Consider the following 15,865-nt stretch of genomic DNA (forward strand, 5'->3'; position numbering starts at 1 on the left):
CGTGCCTGGCGGCGGCAAAGGCCTGCATGCCGAAGTTGGCAAGTACGCCCGCCAGGAGGGCGGCAGCGATTTCCATGGGGATGCGGTTCATGACGCGCTCGAACCAGCCTGTGGCACCCACCAGGATGATCAGCCCCGCGCTGATGATGAAGGCGCCGACGGCCTCGCCCATGGAAAAGCCACCGGCAAGCCCCGCCGTGGCCAGCACGGCAGCGCCTGGTGTGGACCAGGCGACCATGACGGGCATGCGCAGTATCAGCGAGGGCAGCAAGGAGCACAGGCCCATGCCCAGCCCCAGCGCCCAGACCCAGGAGGTGATCTGCTCGGGTGTGGCATGAAAGGCCTGGGCGGCCTGGAAGACCAGGGCCACCGAGCTGGTGAAGCCCACGAGCACGGCCACGAAGCCGGCCGCAAAGGCGGAGGGACTCAAGTCACGGAGAAAGCGCATCGCGCGATTCTGTCACCACAGTCGCGGATCGTGCGATGCGCGGGCGACGCCTACAGCTCGATCTTGGAGCCCAGCTCCACCACGGAGTTGCTGGGCAGGTGCAGGAAGTCGGAGACACGGCTGGCGTTGCGGTGCATCTGGGCGAACAGCTTTTCGCGCCAGGGCGCCATGCGGTGGCTGATGCGCGGGATGATGACATCGCGCGACAGGAAGTAGCTGGTCTCCATGGCGTCGAGCTGGCAGCCCCGGGGGCGCAGCAGGGACAGCGCCGCTGGCACGTCGGGTTCGTTCTTGAAGCCGTAGTTGATGATGACCTGCCAGCAGTCGCTGCCCAGGGCCTCGATCTCGGTACGCTTGTCCAGGCCCACCCAGGGAATTTCGTGGTTGCGCACCGTGACGAAGATGTTCTGGCTGTGCAGCACCTTGTTGTGCTTGAGGTTGTGCAGCAGGGCGTTGGGCACGGTGCCAGGCTCGCCGGACAGGAAGACGGCCGTGCCCGGCACCCGCGCCGGGGGATGGCGCCAGACCGATTCGAGGAAGCTCTTGAGGTCGATGGCATCGGCCTGCAGCTTTTGGTGCAGCAGCTCGCGGCCCTTGCGCCAGGTCATCATCAGCGAGAACACCGTGCCGCCGATCAGCAGCGGGAACCAGCCGCCATCGAACAGCTTGAGCAGGTTGGACGAGAAGAAGGCCAGGTCCACCAGGAAGAAGAAGCCGGTGGCGGCAATGCACAGGGCCAGCGGGTAGTTCCAGCGGTAGCGGATCACGAAGAAGGTCAGCGTGGTGGTGATCAGCATGTCCAGCGTCACCGCAATGCCGTAGGCGGCCGCCAGGTTGCCGCTGGAGCGGAACAGCACCACGGCCAGCGCGATGGCCACGAACAGGCTCCAGTTGACCAGGGGCATATAGATCTGGCCGGCCTCGCGCACGCTGGTGTGGCGCACTTCCAGGCGCGGCAGATAGCCCAGCTGTATGACCTGGCGCGTGACGCTGAAGGCGCCCGTGATCAGGGCCTGCGAAGCGATGACCGTGGCCATGGTGGCCATCAGCACCAGGGGCAGCAGGGCCCAGGCCGGGGCCATCATGTAGAAGGGATTCTTCACGGCGGCCGGGTTGGCCAGCAGCAGCGCACCCTGGCCGAAGTAATTGAGCGTGAGGGCAGGCATGGCCACGGAGAACCAGGCCAGGCGAATGGGCTTCTTGCCGAAGTGGCCCAGGTCGGCGTAGAGCGCTTCCGCCCCGGTCACGCACAGCACGACGGCGCCCAGGATGATGAAGCTGGTGCCGGGGTTGTCCCAGATGAAGCGCACCGCGAAGTGCGGGCTGATGGCCGCCAGGATTTCCGGATGGCCGGCGATCTGGTGTATGCCCAGCGCGGCGATGGTGGCGAACCAGACCAGGGTGATGGGGCCGAAGAAGCGCCCTATCCCTGCCGTGCCATGCTTCTGGAACCAGAACAGCAGGAACAGGATGACCAGGGTCAGCGGGATCACCGCCTTGGTGAAGTGCGGGGACACCACCTCCAGGCCCTCGACGGCCGAAAGCACGGAGATGGCCGGCGTGATCACGCCGTCGCCATAGAACAGCGAGGTGCCGAAGATGCCGATGAGCAGCAGCACGCTGCGCAGGCGCGGCTTGTCCTTGACGGTCTGCGAGGCCAGGGCCAGCATGGCGACCAGGCCGCCTTCGCCGTTGTTGTCGGCGCGCAGCACCAGGACCACGTATTTGAGCGAGACGATGACCGTCAGCGTCCAGAACAGCAGCGACAGGACGCCGTAGATGTTCTCCTGGGTGAACGGCACATGGCCGGAGCCGAACACCTCCTTGACCGAATACAGCACGCTGGTGCCGATATCGCCATAGACCACGCCGATGGCGCCCAGGGTGAGCGCGGCCAACGAAGATTTGGTTTTCTGCACAGGTCTATGCGCCATCCCGTGGGGAGATGGCTTCAGTCAATTGAAATGCCGGCATTGTCCGCTGTCCTGATGACGAGCGCATCGGACAGCACCCCGATCAGTCGTAGATTTCCGCGTTGGGGTTGGTCGCCTCCAGCTCATAGCTGGCCGCCAGCATGGCGACCCGGGCCACCACGCCGTACATGTAGAAGCGATTGGGCATGCTGGCACCCGGGCGGGCGCCGATCTGGGGCAGCTGGGTGCTGTGCTGGAAGGCCAGCGGCACGAAGCCGGCACCGGGCGCGTTGAGGTTTTCGTCCACATCGCGCTCGGGGTGCATGCGGTAGAAGCCGCCGACCACGTAGCGGTCCATCATGTAGACCACGGGCTCGGCCACGGCGTTGTTCATGCGCTCCTGGGTGAGCACGCCTTCCTGGATGATCACGTCGTGCACGGTCTGGCCGTCCTTGATCATGCCCATCTTGTTGCGGCTCTTGCGCGGCAGCTCGGCCAGTTCCTTGGCGTCGCGCACGGTCATCACGCCCATGCCATAGGTGCCGTTGTCGGCCTTGACGATGGCAAACGGCTTTTCCTTGATGCCGTATTCCTTGTACTTGCGGCGCACCTTGGCCAGCAGCACATCGACCTGCTCGGCCAGGCCTTCCATGCCCACGCCATTGGCGAAGTCGATGCCTTCGCTGCGCCCGAACAGCGGGTTGATCAGCCAGGGATCGATGCCCAGCAGCTTGCCGAAGCGCTTGGCCACTTCCTCGTAGCTCTGGAAATGGCGGCTCTTGCGGCGCACGCTCCAGCCTGCATGCAGGGGCGGCAGCAGGTATTGCTCGTACAGCTCCTCGACGATGCCCGGCACGCCGGAGGACAGGTCGTTGTTGAGCAAGATGGTGCAGGGATCGAAATCCTTGAGGCCGATGCGGCGCTTGCTGCGGATCACCGGCTCCAGCGTCACCGTGTCGCCATGCGGCAGGGTGACGGTGGTGATCTTCTTCACATCGGGGCTGATGGAGCCGATGCGCACATTCAGACCGGCCATGTTGAAGATGCGCTTGAGCTGCACCACGTTGGCCAGGTAATGGGTGTTGCGCGTGTGGTTCTCGGGAATGATGAGCAGGTTGCGCGCTTCGGGGCAGATCTTCTCGATCGCCGCCATGGCCGCCTGCACGGCCAGCGGCAGCATTTCGTCGGTCAGGTTGTTCCAACCGCCAGGAAACAGGTTGGTATCCACGGGCGCGAGCTTGAAGCCGGCGTTGCGGATGTCCACCGAGCAATAGAAAGGCGGCGTGTGTTCCATCCATTCGAGCCGGAACCAGCGCTCGATCGCCGGCATGGAGTCGAGGATGCGCTGCTCAAGCTCGTTGATCGGGCCTGTCAGGGCCGTGATGAGATGTGGAACCATAAAGACCCTCTGGGTACGGCGGTGGGGGGCAATTGTAGAGATTGGACCATGGTCTAAGTGTTTTCCCTAGTCTCTTCGGCATCATCGGCGCCAGAAAGCCGGGGAAAGCAGCGCCATGAAACTGAGGATTTCCAGGCGCCCCAGCAGCATGGCCAGGGTGCAGATCCAGGTCTGGAAGTCGGTGAGCACAGCATAGTTGGAGCTCGGACCCAGCGCGCCCAGGCCCGGCCCCATGCAGTGCACGCTGGCCAGCACGGCGGAAAAGGCGGTCACCGGGTCCAGGTCGGTGAGCAGCAGCACCATGCTGAGCGTGATCACGGTGGCGCCATAGACCAGCATGAAGGCCAGCACCGAGAAGATCATGCGGTCGTCCACCACGCCGTTGCCCAGCCGCACGGGCTGCATGGCGCGCGGGTGCACGAGCCGCGTGAGCTCGCGCCGCGCCTGCTTGAGCAGGATGAGCATGCGCACCATCTTGATGCCGCCACCCGTGGAGCCCGCGCTGGTGGCCACGCCCGACAGCAGCAGCATGAGCACGGGCGCGAAGACGGGCCAGCTCAGGTAGTCGACGGTGGTGAAGCCCGTGGTCGTGGCCACCGAGACCACGTGGAAGATGCCGTAGCGCAGCGCCTCGACAGGCCCGTACACGCCCTTGGCCCACAGCAGCAGCGCGACGATGAGCCCGCCGCCCAGCAGCACGGCCAGCGTGGCGCGCATTTCGGGGTCGCGCCAGAAGCCGTCCCAGCGGCCCTTGCGCATGGCCACGAAGTACAGCGCGAAGTTGCAGCTGGCCAGCAGCATGAAGACCAGGGCGATCAGCTCGATCAGCGGCGAGTCGAAGTAGGCGAAGCTGGCGTCGTGCGAGGACAGGCCGCCCAGGCTCACCGTGGCGAACATGTGCATCAGCGCATCCAGCGGCTCCATGCCGGCGGCCCAGAAGGCCAGTGCACAGGCCAGCGAGAACACGCCGTAGACGCCCCACAGGCCCTTGGCGGTCTCGGTCATGCGCGGCGTCAGCTTGGTGTCCTTGATGGGGCCGGCGGCCTCGGCGCGGAACAGCTGGGCACCGCCCACGCCCAGCAGCGGCAGGATGGCCACGGCCAGGATCAGGATGCCCATGCCGCCCAGCCATTGCAGGAAGGTGCGCCAGACGTTGATGGACACAGGCAATGCGTCCAGCCCCGTGAGCACGGTGGCGCCCGTCGTCGTCAGGCCCGAGACGGCCTCGAAATAGGCGTGGGTGAAGCTGATGCTCAGGCCCACATGGCCCAGGCCCAGCACCAGGGGCAGCATGGCGCACAGGGGCAGCACCACCCAGACCAGGGTGACGAGGATGACGCCGTGGCGCGGCTGCAGCTCGCGCCGGAAATGGTCCAGGCCTACCCACAGCGACAGCCCCGCCGCCGCCGTGATGCCGATGGCCCAGGGGTAGATGCGCCAGATGCCGTCGTCGGCAAACCAGGACACGGCAAAGGGCAGCAGCATGGACAGCGCGAACATGACCATGAGCATGCCAAGCACGCGCAGGACGGGGAACAGGTCGCGCATGGGTATGGGCTCAGAAGAAGGTGGCGCTGACGCGGAACAGGTTTTCCACGTCCCGCACCAGCCGCTTGTGGGGCAGGAAGAAGACCACGTGGTCGCCGCTCTCGATCACGGTGTTGCCGCGCGGGATGATGACCTCGGGCTCGGCACCGGCCGCGATCTCGTCGGCCGGCACGCCTTCGGGAATGCCGCGCACGATGAGGCCGATGTGCGCATCCTCGGGCACGCGCAGGTCCTCGACCTTGCGGCCGACCACGCGCGAGCTCTTGCGGTCGCCGCGCGCCACGATCTCCAGCGCCTCGGCCACGCCCCTGCGCAGGCTGTGCACGGCCTGCACGTCGCCGCGGCGCACATAGGCCAGCAGCTCGCCGAGCATGGCCTGGGCCGGCGACAGCGCAATGTCGATCTGCGTGCCGTGCATCAGGTCGGCATAGGCGCGCCGCGTGATCAGCGAGAGCACGCGCCGCGCGCCCATGCGCTTGCCCAGCAGGCTGGCCATGATGTTGTTCTCGTCGTCGTCGGTGAGGGCCAGGAACAGGTCCACGTCCTCCACGCTTTCATCGGCCAACAGGTCTTCGTCGGTGGCATCGCCGTGCAGCACCAGCACCTCGGCCGGCAGCAGCGAGGCCAGGTCCTGGCAGCGCTGCTCGTCGGGCTCGATGATCTTGATGTGAAAGCGGCCCGGCACGCGCGACAGCTGCAGCGCCAGGCGCAGACTGACCTGGTCGCCACCGGCGATCATGATGCGGTAGACGGGGCGCGAAGGCCGGCCCGCGGGCTGGTGGATGGCGCGGAGCACCTCGGCCACATGCTCGCGCGCGGCCAGGATGAAGACTTCGTCGCCGGGCTCGATGCGGGTGTTGCCGTCGCAGCGCACGAAGCGGTCGGGCTCCTCCAGGAAACGCCGGTAGATGGCCACGATGCGCATGGCCAGCTCGGGCATGCAGTCGCGCAGCTCGCCGATGTGCTTGCCGACGGCGGGGGCGCCGTCGCGCGCACGCACCGAGGCCAGCGCGGCGCGTCCGCCCGCGAAGGCGCGCACCTGCATGGCTTCGGGGAACTCGATGAGCTTGCTGATGTAGTTGGTCAGCGATTCCTCGGGGCAGATGATGCGGTCCACGCCGAAGCCTTCCTTGCCCAGCAGCGTCTCGTCATCGCCAAAGCCCGAGGAGCGCACGCGCGCGATGCGGGTGGGAATCTCGAACAGCACCTGGGCCAGCTTGCAGCACACCAGGTTGGTTTCGTCGAGCGCGGCGCAGGCGATCAGCAGGTCCGTGTCCTTGGCTCCGGCCTCGGCCAGCACCTGGGGATCGATGCCGTTGCCCACGACGCCGCGCAGGTCGAAGCGCGACTCCAGCTCGCGCAGGCGACGCGCATCGGTGTCGATCACCGTGATGTCGTTGCGTTCGGACACCAGGCTTTCGGCCACGCTGTAGCCCACACGGCCGGCGCCAAGAATGATGATTTTCATGGGTTCATTGCGGTGCTGCGGTGCCGGCGCGGGGCATCCCGGCGCGGGGCGTCCCGGCCGGGTGCCTGCCGGCGCGCAGCAAGGTCCGGTCAGGTGCGGACTTCGCCTTCACCCAGCACCACGTATTTGAGCGAGGTGAGACCTTCGATGCCCACAGGACCGCGCGCATGGAACTTGTCGGTGCTGATGCCGATTTCCGCACCCAGGCCGTACTCGAAGCCATCGGCAAAGCGCGTGCTGGCATTGACCATGACGCTGGCCGAGTCCACCTCGCGCAGAAAGCGCTGGGCATGCATGTGGTCGCGCGTGAGGATGGCATCCGTGTGGTGGCTGGAGTAGCGGTTGATGTGGGCGATGGCTTCGTCCACACCCGCGACGATCTTGACGCTGATGATGGGCGCCAGGTATTCCTCGCTCCAGTCCTGCTCGGTGGCCTCGGCCAGTTGGGCACCGGCCACGGACTTCAGGATGGCCAGCGATTCGGGGCAGCCGCGCATCTCGACCCCCTTGGCGGCGTAGATGGCGCCGATCTGCGGCAGGAACTCGGCGGCCACGCCGCGCGCCACCAGCAGGCTCTCGCTGGCGTTGCAGGGGCTGTACTTGTTGGTCTTGGCGTTGTCGGCCACCTTGACGGCCATGGCGATGTCGCAGGGATCATCGACATAGGTGTGGCAATTGCCGTCCAGGTGCTTGATGACGGGCACCTTGGCCTCGCGGCTGATGCGCTCGATCAGGCCCTTGCCGCCGCGCGGGATGATGACGTCCACGTAGTCGGGCATGGCGATGAGCTGGCCCACGGCCTCGCGGTCCGTGGTCTGCACCAGCTGCACGCCGTGCTCGGGCAGGCCGGCCTCGGCCAGTGCCCTGGCCACGAGGGCGGCCAGTGCCTTGTTGGAGTCGATGGCTTCCGAGCCGCCGCGCAGGATGCAGGCGTTGCCGCTCTTGATGCTGAGGCTGGCCGCCTCGATGGTCACGTTGGGGCGGCTCTCGTAGATCATGCCGAACACGCCGATGGGCACGCGCATCTGGCCCACGCGGATGCCGCTGGGCATTTGCTTCATGCCGATGATCTCGCCGATCACGTCGGCCATGGATGCCAGCTGTTCGCAGCCCTGGGCACAGGTTTCAAGCACCTTGGGCGTCAGGCGCAGGCGGTCCACCATGGGTGCGGACAGGCCGTTGGCCACAGCGCGGTCGAGGTCACGGGCGTTGTCGGTCTGCAACGGCTCCACGTTCTCCCGCAGCAGGCGCGCCAGCGCCAGCAGGGCGCGGCTTTTGACGGCAGCCGAGGCTCGGGCCATCTGGGCGGAGGCCACTTTGGCCTGAACGCCCAGGTTGTGGGTGTATTCGACGATATTGAGCGCGTTCATTCCGAGATTCTCGCCGAGTTGCGCCCATTTGCGCACCGGGACCGGGCATGCCCCGCGCCGACATGCGGCTGCGATGCGGCCGGGATGCGTCTGCGCACGGCCGCCAGAGGGCAAACCCCGCGTTGCGGCGGCCGGCAGGATGTCGCGGCCACCCTACACTGCTGCCCAGTACGCAGAGGTTTCCCGCCATGTCCACCAGCCACGACACTCTTCTCGCCGCCCAGCAGCTCGCCCAGCTGCACGCCGGCTTCGCCCAACTGGCACAGCAGCAGCTGTCGGCCGCCGTGCTCGGACAGCAGGCCAGGGCCTCGTCGGAGTTGCTGCAGGCCCTGCCGCCGCGCTACGGCGAAGTGCTTCTCAATCTGCTGGACCGACTGGAGTCCAGCGCGCTGTTCAGCGAGGAAAGCTGCTCCTTCAGCCAGAAGGACCTGCTGGACAACCTTGAGACCTGGGCCACCAAGGCCCAGGCGCAGTTGGAAAAGACGCGCTAGGAACGGTACGTCAGCCCTTGGCGCCGGCCTGGGCCAGGTCCACGGCCAGGCGGCGCAGGGCCTGCCAGCCGTCGCGCGGCCAGCCTTCGAAGGCCAGGCCCTTGACGATGCCGTCCACCGCGTGGGCCGATTGCAGCAGGCGCGCGGCCTGGGCGTCGGTGATGCGCGGCAGCAGGCGCTCGAACAAGCGTTCCTTGACGCCCCAGATGCGCTGGGCGCGCAGCGCCATCGGCAGGGGCTGGCCTGCGGCCATGGCGTCCCTCACGCGGCAGATGGCGCGGATGTCCTCGGCCAGGGTCCAGTGCACCAGCACCTCGGCCGTGCCTTCGGCCTGCAGGCCATCGAGCATGCGCGAGACGCGCGCCAGCTGCCCGCCCAGCACGGCCTCCGACAGCTTGAACACGTCGTAGCGCGCCACATTGAGCACGGCCTGCTCGACCTGGGCCTGGCTCAGTTCACCCTCGGGATGCAACAGCGCCAGCTTCTGGATTTCCTGGTGCGCGGCCAGCAGGTTGCCTTCGACGCGGTCGGCAAAGAACTGCAGCGTGCGCTGCCCTTCCTCGCCGGGTGCGACGCGCTGGCCCTGGGCCGCCAGCCGCTGGGCAATCCAGGCCGGCAACTGGGCGCGCTCAATGGGATCGATCTGCAGCGTCATGCCCTGGGCCTCCAGCGCGCTGAACCAGGCCCCCGTCTTGGTGGCCTTGTCCAGGCGCGGCAGCAGGACCAGGGTGAGCGTGCTGTCGTTGCCCCGCGCGGACTCGGCGATCTGCTGCAGCGCGGCGCCGCCGTCCTTGCCGGGCTTGCCCGAGGGAATGCGGATCTCGACGATCTGCCGGTCGGCAAACAGCGACAGCGAGCCACCGGCCGCCAGCACGGCGCTCCAGTCGAAATGCGCGCCGGCCACGGTGTAGCTGCTGCGCTCGGTATAGCCGGCCGCGCGCGCCGCGGCGCGGATGGCATCGGCCGCCTCCTGCTGCTGCAGCGGCTCGTCGCCGTGCAGCACATAAAGCGGGCGCAGGCCCTTGGCCAGATGGCCGCCAAGCTGGTTCAGGGCAAGCTGCATGGGGCTCAGGTCAGGCTCTTGACGGCGGCCAGACGGCGCAGCAACTGCTGCACGATGTCGGTGCGCATGTCCTTGTAGAGCATGGCCTCCTCGGCTTCCTTGGACAGCGCGTTGGTTTCGTTGTACGTCACATCGCGCTGCTGCAGGATTTCGGTCTCGGGAATCGGCTCGTCGCCATTGGGCGTGCGCAGCTTGAAGCGCACGCGCAGGCGCAGCTGCAATTCGCGCACCTGGCCCAGCGCGTTCATGCCGACGATGACCCGCTCCTGCCGCTCGCTGACGATCTGGAAGATCGCTTCGGCATCGTCGGGCGATGCCGGATCGCGCAGCACGGTCAGCTTGTCGCTGGCACTGGCCAGATTGCGCGACAGCTCCCGCGCTACCGGAGAGCCCCGGCCAGCCTGGATGTAGAGCGAGCGGAACACGAAGGTCGGCACCCCCCGCAGGCGAAAGCCGCAGGCCCCCAGCAGCGGAGCCAGAGCCAGGGCGGTGAGCAGGGTACGTTTTTGCATGCTTGGTTCCTTGCGGGCGCCGGGCAAGCCCGGCGCCCAGGGGGTCAGACCACGACGTTCACGAGGCGGCCAGGCACCACGATCACCTTCTTGGGCACGGCACCGTTGGTGAACTTCTGGCATTCCTCATTGGCCAGGGCGATGCGCTCGATCTCGGCCTTGTCGGCCGTCGAGGACACCAGGATGGCCCCGCGCAGCTTGCCGTTGACCTGCAGCACCAGAGAGATCTCGTCCTGCACCAGAGCCTGGGGATCAACCTGGGGCCAGGGCGCATCAAGCACGTCGCCCAGGCGGGCGGCGTAGCCCAGCTCGCTCCACAGCGCATGGGCCAGGTGGGGCGTGGCCGGGTAGAGCACGCGCAGCAGGATGCCGAAGCCTTCGATCAGCGCCACCTGGGCACCCGCGTCGTCGAAGGACTTGAAGTCCTCCAGCGCGTTGATCATCTTCATGGCGCCCGAGACCACGGTGTTGTACTGCATGCGCTGGTAGTCGTATTCCACCTGCTTGAGCACGGTGTGGATCTCCAGGCGCAGGGACTTGGCGGCCTTGCCGAACTCCACGTCGTCCAGCGACTTGGCGCCGGCCACGCTTTGCACGGCACCGGCCATGTCCATCTGCGACAGCTTGGCGCCGAAGTTGTAGACGCGGCGCAGGAAGCGGTAGCTGCCTTCGACGGCGGCATCGTTCCACTCCAGCGTCAGCTCGGGCGGCGCGGTGAACATGGTGTACAGGCGCGCGGTGTCGGCGCCGTACTTCTCGATCAGCTCCTGCGGATCGATGCCGTTGTTCTTGGACTTGGACATGGTGCCCACGCCCTCGTAGTCGATGTCCGTGCCCACGGGCAGCAGGCCATCGGCGCTGTCCACCTCGGCCTTGAGCTTGGCGCCCACGATCTTGCCGGTCTCGTCGAACACATGCTCGACATCCTTGGGCCAGAAGTACTCCTTGGCACCCTTGGCCGTGCGGCGGCTGTAGATGTGGTTGAGCACCATGCCCTGGGTCAGCAGCTTGGTGAAGGGCTCATCGACCTTGACCAGGCCCAGGTCACGCATGACCTTGGTCCAGAAGCGCGCGTACAGCAGGTGCAGGATGGCGTGCTCGATGCCGCCGATGTACTGGTCCATGCCGCTGCCGCCGGTGGCGGCATTCTGGTCCCGCATCCAGTACTCGGCACCTTCCGCCACCATCTGCTCGCTGTTCCTGGCGTCGCAATAGCGCATGAAGTACCAGGACGAGTCCACGAAGGTGTCCATGGTGTCGGTCTCGCGGCGCGCGCTCTTGCCGCAGCAGGGGCAGACCACGCCGGCGTGGAAGGCTTCGCTCTTGATCAGGGGGTTGCCCGAGCCATCGGGCACCAGGTCCTGGGGCAGGACCACGGGCAGGTCCTTGGCGGGCACGGGCTGGGCGCCGCAGTCCTCGCAGTGGATGATGGGAATCGGCGTGCCCCAGTAGCGCTGGCGGCTCACGCCCCAGTCGCGCAGGCGCCAGGTGGTTTTCTTCTCGCCAAGGCCCTTGGCGGCCAGCAGTTCGGCCACCTTGTCCACGGCCGCCACATGGGGCAGGCCGTCGAGTTCGCCGGAATCGATGCAGACAGCGCGCTGCTTGTCGCCGTACGAGTCGGCCCATGCCTCGGTGCTGAAGGTCTCGCCTTCGACCGCGATGACCTGGCGGATGGCGATGCCGTACTTCTTCGCAAAGGCGAAGTCGCGCTCGTCATGCGCGGGCACGCCCATGACGGCGCCGTCGCCGTAGCTCATGAGCACGTAGTTGCCGACCCAGACCTCGACCTGGGCGCCCGTCAGCGGATGCGTGACGAACAGGCCCGTGGGCAGGCCTTCCTTTTCCTTGACCGCGAGTTCGGCCTCGGTAGTGCCGCCCTTCTTGCACTCTTCGATGAAGGCGGCCAGCTTGGGGCTCGTGGCGGCGGCGTGCAGGGCCAGCGGATGCTCGGGCGCCACGGCGCAGAACGTCACGCCCATGATGGTGTCGGCACGCGTGGTGAACACGTACAGGCGGCCGTCCTGGATGGGCTGGCCGTCGGCGCCACGGATGTCGTGGGTGAACGCAAAGCGCACGCCGGAGCTCTTGCCGATCCAGTTTTCCTGCATCAGGCGGACTTTTTCAGGCCAGCCGGTCAGCGTGGCCTTGTCGCCACCCACCTGGACATGGTCCAGCAGCTCCTGGGCGTAGTCGGTGATCTTCAGGTAGTAGCCGGGGATTTCGCGCTTTTCGACCGGCGCGCCCGTGCGCCAGCCGCGGCCGTCGATGACCTGCTCGTTGGCCAGCACGGTCTGGTCCACCGGGTCCCAGTTCACGACCTGGGTCTTGCGGTAGGCAATGCCCTTTTCCAGCATCTTCAGGAACAGCCACTGGTTCCACTTGTAGTAGTCGGGGTCGCAGGTGGCGATCTCGCGGCTCCAGTCGATGGCCAGCCCCATCGCCTGCATCTGCTTTTTCATGTAGGCGATGTTGTCGTAGGTCCACTGCGCAGGCGGCACCTTGTTCTTGAGCGCAGCGTTCTCGGCCGGCAGGCCGAAGGCGTCCCAGCCCATGGGCATGAGGACGTTGTAGCCCTTCATGCGCAGCTGGCGCGTCAGCATGTCGTTGATGGTGTAGTTGCGCACATGGCCCATGTGCAGCTTGCCGCTGGGGTAGGGCAGCATGGAGCAGGCGTAGAACTTGGGCTTGGCCTGGTCTTCGGTCACGCGGTAAGCGTCGCGGGCGGACCAGTGGTCTTGCGCTGCGCGCTCAACGTCGATGTGGTTGTATTTCTCTTGCATGGTGCTGCGGCCCAGGGGCCTGACAAGGTGGATTGCCGGAATCAACCGGCGATTTTAGGCCCCCGGCCCGGCCGTGCCCGAAGCCGCCCACAAGCCCGCAGGCGGTACTGCGTCATCGGCGGCCGCTTGCCCGCCTATGGCACGGGGAAAAGCCGCACTGCGTATGCTTGCCAACTCTGCGGCGCCATGCCGCAGGCGTTCCTCCATCGCCAGCCCGGGCTTGCGCAGGAACCGATGCGCATCTCCCGGGCATGCCGCCACTGCGCGCGGCCTCATGGTGCCGGCCGCAGGCAGGCCGGCACTGCAACGCCCTGGAGTTTTTCTTGCTGAACTGGTCTTTGATTTCCGGCTGGGATCCCGTCATGCAGGCCCTGGCCGCGCTGTGCGCGCTGGTGCTGCTGGCCCGCTCGGCGGGGTTTGTCGTGCAATGGCTGCTGCTGCGCGTGCTGCCGCGCATGCGCAGCACGCTGGTGGAGATGGAATGGGCGCAGGTGCTGCTGCACGACAGCGTGCTGCAGCGGCTGGCCAAGGCCGTGCCTTCGCTGGTCATGCAGTCGGGCGTGCAGGCCATACCGCAGCTGCAGCCGCAGTGGGCCACGCTGATCCTGAACCTGGCCATCGCCTGCACCATCTACCACGTGGCCCGCGTGATCAGCGCCCTGCTCAACGCCATGAACGAGGCGCACGAGCTCAAGGAAGAGCGCAAGGCCACGCAGGCCCATTCGATCAAGAGCTATGTGCAGCTGGGCAAGCTGCTGGTGTTCCTGATCGCCATCGTGCTCATCGTCGCCACCCTGGTGGACCGCTCTCCGTTGCTGCTGCTGTCGGGCCTGGGCGCGGCCTCGGCCGTGCTGATGCTGATCTTCAAGGACACCATCATGTCCTTCGTGGCCGGCGTGCAGCTGGGCTCCAACGACATGCTGCGCGTGGGCGACTGGATCGAGATGCCCCAGGTCGGCGCCGATGGCTTCGTGATCGACATCGCGCTGCACACGGTGAAGGTGCAGAACTGGGACAAGACCATCACCACCATTCCCACCTGGCGGCTGATGAGCGACAGCTACAAGAACTGGCGCGGCATGTTCGAGTCGGGCGGGCGCCGCATCCGCCGCTCGCTGCACATAGACGCCCACACCATCCGCCTGCTGACGCCTGAGCAGCGGCAGAAACTGGCGCTGCTGGAGCCCCTGAAGGACCATTGGACCCGCAGCGGCGACCTGCGCATGGCCGACGCGCCTGCAGGCAGCGCGATGGCCGCGCAGCAACTCAGCAATCTGGCCGTTTTCAAGGCCTATGCATACGCCTACCTGCTGCGCCATCCGCACATCCACAAGACGCCGAACATGTTTTTGCTGGTGCGCACCATGGAGCCTTCGCCCATGGGCGTGCCGCTGGAGCTGTTTTGCTACACCAGCACCACGGTCTGGGTGGAGTACGAGGCCATACAGGGTGCGATCTTCGACCACCTGATCGGCATGCTGCCCCTGTTCGGGCTCAGCCTGTACCAGCGTTCCTCGGACCATGGCCAGCATCTGCGGCTGGCGGGCAGCGAGCGCTGGCCCGAAGGGCAGGAATAGGTTCGCGGGCGCAGGCCAGGCGGCGTTTCAGCGCCCGGCGCCGGAGGGGCCCAGGACGGCGGCGGACCGGCCCTCCTGGCTTCGCGCAGGCTCCGCCACGAAGCCCATGCGCGTCAGGCCCGCCGCGTGGGCCCAGCCCATGAGCTCGGCCACGCGGCCATAGGGCACGGCCTGGTCGGCACGCAATTGCAGCTCGGCCTGGGGATTGCGGGCGCCAAGCCGGGCCAGGCGCTCGCGCAGTGCCTCGGGCGTGGTGGGCTGGCCCTGCACCCAGAGCGCGCCCTGCGCATCGACCTCCAGCAGCAGCGCATCGTCCTCGCCCGCAGCCGCCAGGGGCTGGGTGCCCTGGGCCAGGGGCAATTGCACGCGCAGGGAGGCGGCCAGCATGGGCGCCGCAAGAATGAAGATGACCACCAGCACCAGCATCACGTCCACCAGCGGGGTGACATTGATGGCGTGCATGGGCTGGGGGGCGCTCTCCTTGCCGCTCAGTCGTCCGAAGGCCATGTGCGCTCCTGCCTGGCCGCCCGGTCAGGGTGCGTCCATGGGGCCGGCCGGCAGGCCGGCGACGGGCATGCCGTCATCCTGCTGCGCCTGCCCGGGCTGCTCCAGGCCGAACATGGCCTGCAGGTCATGGGCAAAGCCTTCGAGCAGGGCTTCCATCTGGGCGGCGGCGCGGCCCAGCAGGTTATAGGCCAGCACAGCCGGCAGGGCGACGGCCAGGCCGGCTGCCGTCATCACAAGGGCCTCGCCCACAGGGCCGGCCAGTTGCTCGATGCCGATCTGTCCGCTGCCGGCCAATGTGGCCAGCGCGTGGTGAATGCCCCAGACGGTGCCCAGCAGGCCGACGAAGGGCGCCGTGGCGCCCACGGTGGCCAGCAGGGTCTGGCCCCATTGAAGCTGGTGGCTGGCCGACTGCAGCGCCTGGCGCAGGCCGCGCGTGAGGCGCACGGAGCGCGCTGCGCGCCCCGAGAGCGCCATGCCGCTGCTGCCCGTGGGCGCGAGGGCCTGGGACACGGCCCCGGCCATGGACGCCACCAGTTGCTGGCGATCGACCTCGGCCATGCGGGTCTGGCCCGTGGCCAGGTCCGGCGCACTCCAGAAGGCCGCAATGGCCTGTGGAACGCGGCGGCGGCTGGCGGCCATGAACCAGATCTTCCAGACGATGACCACCCAGCTGGCCACCGACAGCGCCAGCAGCAGCAGCGCCGTGCCGCGCGCCACGGCGTCGCCTTGCTGCCACCAGAGCCAGAGTGGGCCGGTCATGGTCTTTATCTCGCCCGTATGGCCAAAGAG

The 15,865-nt window shown here is 67.2% G+C and carries 13 protein-coding genes (1 of these 13 cut by a window edge); 2 read left to right on the plus strand and 11 right to left on the minus strand.

All coding sequences use genetic code 11. The annotated features are described in order from the left end of the window. The 6 genes from DELCS14_RS29080 to DELCS14_RS29105 form a co-directional block, all read right to left on the minus strand. A protein-coding gene (locus tag DELCS14_RS29080) for a benzoate/H(+) symporter BenE family transporter (RefSeq protein WP_013804763.1) crosses the window boundary here: on the minus strand, nucleotides 1-448 show its beginning. It extends 734 nt beyond the left edge of the window; 448 of the gene's 1,182 nt are visible here — the first part of the coding sequence; it begins with the start codon at nucleotides 446-448; the stop codon falls past the left edge of the window. Between the two features lie 50 nt (nucleotides 449-498). Beyond that, entirely contained in the window at nucleotides 499-2,367 is a 1,869-nt protein-coding gene (locus DELCS14_RS29085; protein ID WP_034397428.1) for a potassium transporter Kup, read from the minus strand. Nucleotides 2,368-2,464: 97 nt separating this feature from the next. Then, nucleotides 2,465-3,760, minus strand: coding sequence for a glutamate--cysteine ligase (gene gshA / locus DELCS14_RS29090; protein WP_013804765.1), 1,296 nt, complete (start codon nucleotides 3,758-3,760; stop codon nucleotides 2,465-2,467). 81 nt (nucleotides 3,761-3,841) lie between these two features. Continuing rightward, a complete protein-coding gene (locus tag DELCS14_RS29095; protein ID WP_013804766.1) occupies nucleotides 3,842-5,308 on the minus strand; it encodes a potassium transporter TrkG in 1,467 nt (488 codons plus the stop codon). Between the two features lie 10 nt (nucleotides 5,309-5,318). Further along, nucleotides 5,319-6,776: a Trk system potassium transporter TrkA gene (gene trkA, locus DELCS14_RS29100; protein WP_012207796.1), complete on the minus strand. Its 1,458-nt coding sequence runs from the start codon at nucleotides 6,774-6,776 to the stop codon at nucleotides 5,319-5,321. Nucleotides 6,777-6,865: 89 nt separating this feature from the next. After that, nucleotides 6,866-8,146: a glutamate-5-semialdehyde dehydrogenase gene (locus DELCS14_RS29105; RefSeq protein ID WP_012207797.1), complete on the minus strand. Its 1,281-nt coding sequence runs from the start codon at nucleotides 8,144-8,146 to the stop codon at nucleotides 6,866-6,868. A gap of 188 nt (nucleotides 8,147-8,334) precedes the next feature. Here DELCS14_RS29105 and DELCS14_RS29110 point away from each other — a divergent pair, with 188 nt between their 5' ends. After that, on the plus strand, nucleotides 8,335-8,637 hold the full coding sequence (locus DELCS14_RS29110; protein WP_013804767.1) for a hypothetical protein: 303 nt from the start codon (nucleotides 8,335-8,337) through the stop codon (nucleotides 8,635-8,637). Between the two features lie 10 nt (nucleotides 8,638-8,647). Here the strand turns inward: DELCS14_RS29110 and holA are convergent, their stop codons facing one another. The 3 genes from holA to leuS are packed head-to-tail and all read right to left on the minus strand — an operon-like array spanning nucleotide 8,648 to nucleotide 12,992. Then, the gene (holA, locus tag DELCS14_RS29115; protein ID WP_012207798.1) at nucleotides 8,648-9,700 is read right to left on the minus strand and encodes a DNA polymerase III subunit delta; all 1,053 of its coding nucleotides are present in this window, start codon (nucleotides 9,698-9,700) and stop codon (nucleotides 8,648-8,650) included. Nucleotides 9,701-9,705: 5 nt separating this feature from the next. After that, a complete protein-coding gene (gene lptE / locus DELCS14_RS29120) occupies nucleotides 9,706-10,212 on the minus strand; it encodes an LPS assembly lipoprotein LptE (protein ID WP_012207799.1) in 507 nt (168 codons plus the stop codon). A gap of 44 nt (nucleotides 10,213-10,256) precedes the next feature. Next, nucleotides 10,257-12,992 carry a leucine--tRNA ligase gene (gene leuS / locus DELCS14_RS29125; RefSeq protein WP_013804768.1) on the minus strand — a complete coding sequence of 912 codons (2,736 nt, stop codon included), beginning with the start codon at nucleotides 12,990-12,992 and terminating at the stop codon, nucleotides 10,257-10,259. 362 nt (nucleotides 12,993-13,354) lie between these two features. Between leuS and DELCS14_RS29130 the strand changes: the two genes are divergently transcribed. Further along, entirely contained in the window at nucleotides 13,355-14,569 is a 1,215-nt protein-coding gene (locus DELCS14_RS29130; protein ID WP_013804769.1) for a mechanosensitive ion channel domain-containing protein, read from the plus strand. Between the two features lie 27 nt (nucleotides 14,570-14,596). On the opposite strand, the gene DELCS14_RS29135 is transcribed toward DELCS14_RS29130, so the two are convergent. Together DELCS14_RS29135 and DELCS14_RS29140 are read right to left on the minus strand one after the other, a co-directional pair. Then, nucleotides 14,597-15,076: a biopolymer transporter ExbD gene (locus DELCS14_RS29135; RefSeq protein WP_013804770.1), complete on the minus strand. Its 480-nt coding sequence runs from the start codon at nucleotides 15,074-15,076 to the stop codon at nucleotides 14,597-14,599. A gap of 24 nt (nucleotides 15,077-15,100) precedes the next feature. Then, entirely contained in the window at nucleotides 15,101-15,835 is a 735-nt protein-coding gene (locus tag DELCS14_RS29140; RefSeq protein ID WP_013804771.1) for a MotA/TolQ/ExbB proton channel family protein, read from the minus strand. Between the last annotated feature and the right edge of the window lie 30 nt (nucleotides 15,836-15,865).

It is taken from the genome of Delftia sp. Cs1-4 (assembly GCF_000214395.1).
GTDB lineage: Bacteria > Pseudomonadota > Gammaproteobacteria > Burkholderiales > Burkholderiaceae_C > Comamonas > Comamonas acidovorans.

Coding starts and splice junctions, on each gene's coding strand:
- DELCS14_RS29140 (WP_013804771.1), bottom strand. CDS start 15,835: ATGACCGGCCCACTCTGGCTCTGGTGGCAGCAAGGCGACGCCGTGGCG.
- DELCS14_RS29095 (WP_013804766.1), bottom strand. CDS start 5,308: ATGCGCGACCTGTTCCCCGTCCTGCGCGTGCTTGGCATGCTCATGGTC.
- DELCS14_RS29130 (WP_013804769.1), top strand. CDS start 13,355: ATGCAGGCCCTGGCCGCGCTGTGCGCGCTGGTGCTGCTGGCCCGCTCG.
- trkA (WP_012207796.1), bottom strand. CDS start 6,776: ATGAAAATCATCATTCTTGGCGCCGGCCGTGTGGGCTACAGCGTGGCC.
- DELCS14_RS29135 (WP_013804770.1), bottom strand. CDS start 15,076: ATGGCCTTCGGACGACTGAGCGGCAAGGAGAGCGCCCCCCAGCCCATG.
- DELCS14_RS29105 (WP_012207797.1), bottom strand. CDS start 8,146: ATGAACGCGCTCAATATCGTCGAATACACCCACAACCTGGGCGTTCAG.
- lptE (WP_012207799.1), bottom strand. CDS start 10,212: ATGCAAAAACGTACCCTGCTCACCGCCCTGGCTCTGGCTCCGCTGCTG.
- holA (WP_012207798.1), bottom strand. CDS start 9,700: ATGCAGCTTGCCCTGAACCAGCTTGGCGGCCATCTGGCCAAGGGCCTG.
- DELCS14_RS29110 (WP_013804767.1), top strand. CDS start 8,335: ATGTCCACCAGCCACGACACTCTTCTCGCCGCCCAGCAGCTCGCCCAG.
- leuS (WP_013804768.1), bottom strand. CDS start 12,992: ATGCAAGAGAAATACAACCACATCGACGTTGAGCGCGCAGCGCAAGAC.
- gshA (WP_013804765.1), bottom strand. CDS start 3,760: ATGGTTCCACATCTCATCACGGCCCTGACAGGCCCGATCAACGAGCTT.